The sequence below is a fragment of the Flavobacterium sp. FlaQc-48 genome (assembly GCF_044007335.1).
Lineage (GTDB): Bacteria > Bacteroidota > Bacteroidia > Flavobacteriales > Flavobacteriaceae > Flavobacterium.
In genome coordinates this window covers 1-495 of record NZ_JBIPCR010000058.1, presented here as the reverse complement: position 1 = coordinate 495, position 495 = coordinate 1, and the positions used below count along the sequence as shown (strand labels likewise).

Genomic DNA, 495 nt, shown 5'->3' with positions numbered 1-495 from the left:
ACACACTTTTTGGATCTTCCGTTTTATGAAACCGGACAGGTAAAAAAGAATCCGTTAGGTCCTGAAGACATTGCAATTGTAAAAGAAATTATTGCCAGGATAAAACCCCATCAGGTATTTGCAGCAGGGGATCTGGCAGATCCGCACGGAACACATGAGGTTTGTTTAAATGCCATTTTTGCCGCCATGAAACAATTAAAACCGGAGAAATACATGGATGATTGCTGGTTATGGCTGTACAGAGGTGCCTGGCACGAATGGGACATTCATGAAATTGACATGGCCGTTCCGCTTTCCCCATCAGAAGTATTGTTGAAGCGTCATGCGATTTTATACCACCAGTCTCAAAAAGACAGAGTGATGTTTCAGGGTAATGACTCCAGGGAATTCTGGGTAAGGGCCGAAGACCGAAATAAAAATACCGCCATCTTATACGATGATTTAGGTTTGGCAGAATACGAGGCCATCGAAGCCTTTAAGCGTTTTGATTATTAA

The 495-nt window shown here is 42.6% G+C and carries 1 pseudogene; it reads left to right on the top strand.

The annotated features are described in order from the left end of the window. Positions 1–495, top strand: a pseudogene (locus ACHRWY_RS27570) (glucosamine-6-phosphate deaminase); the annotation flags it as partial.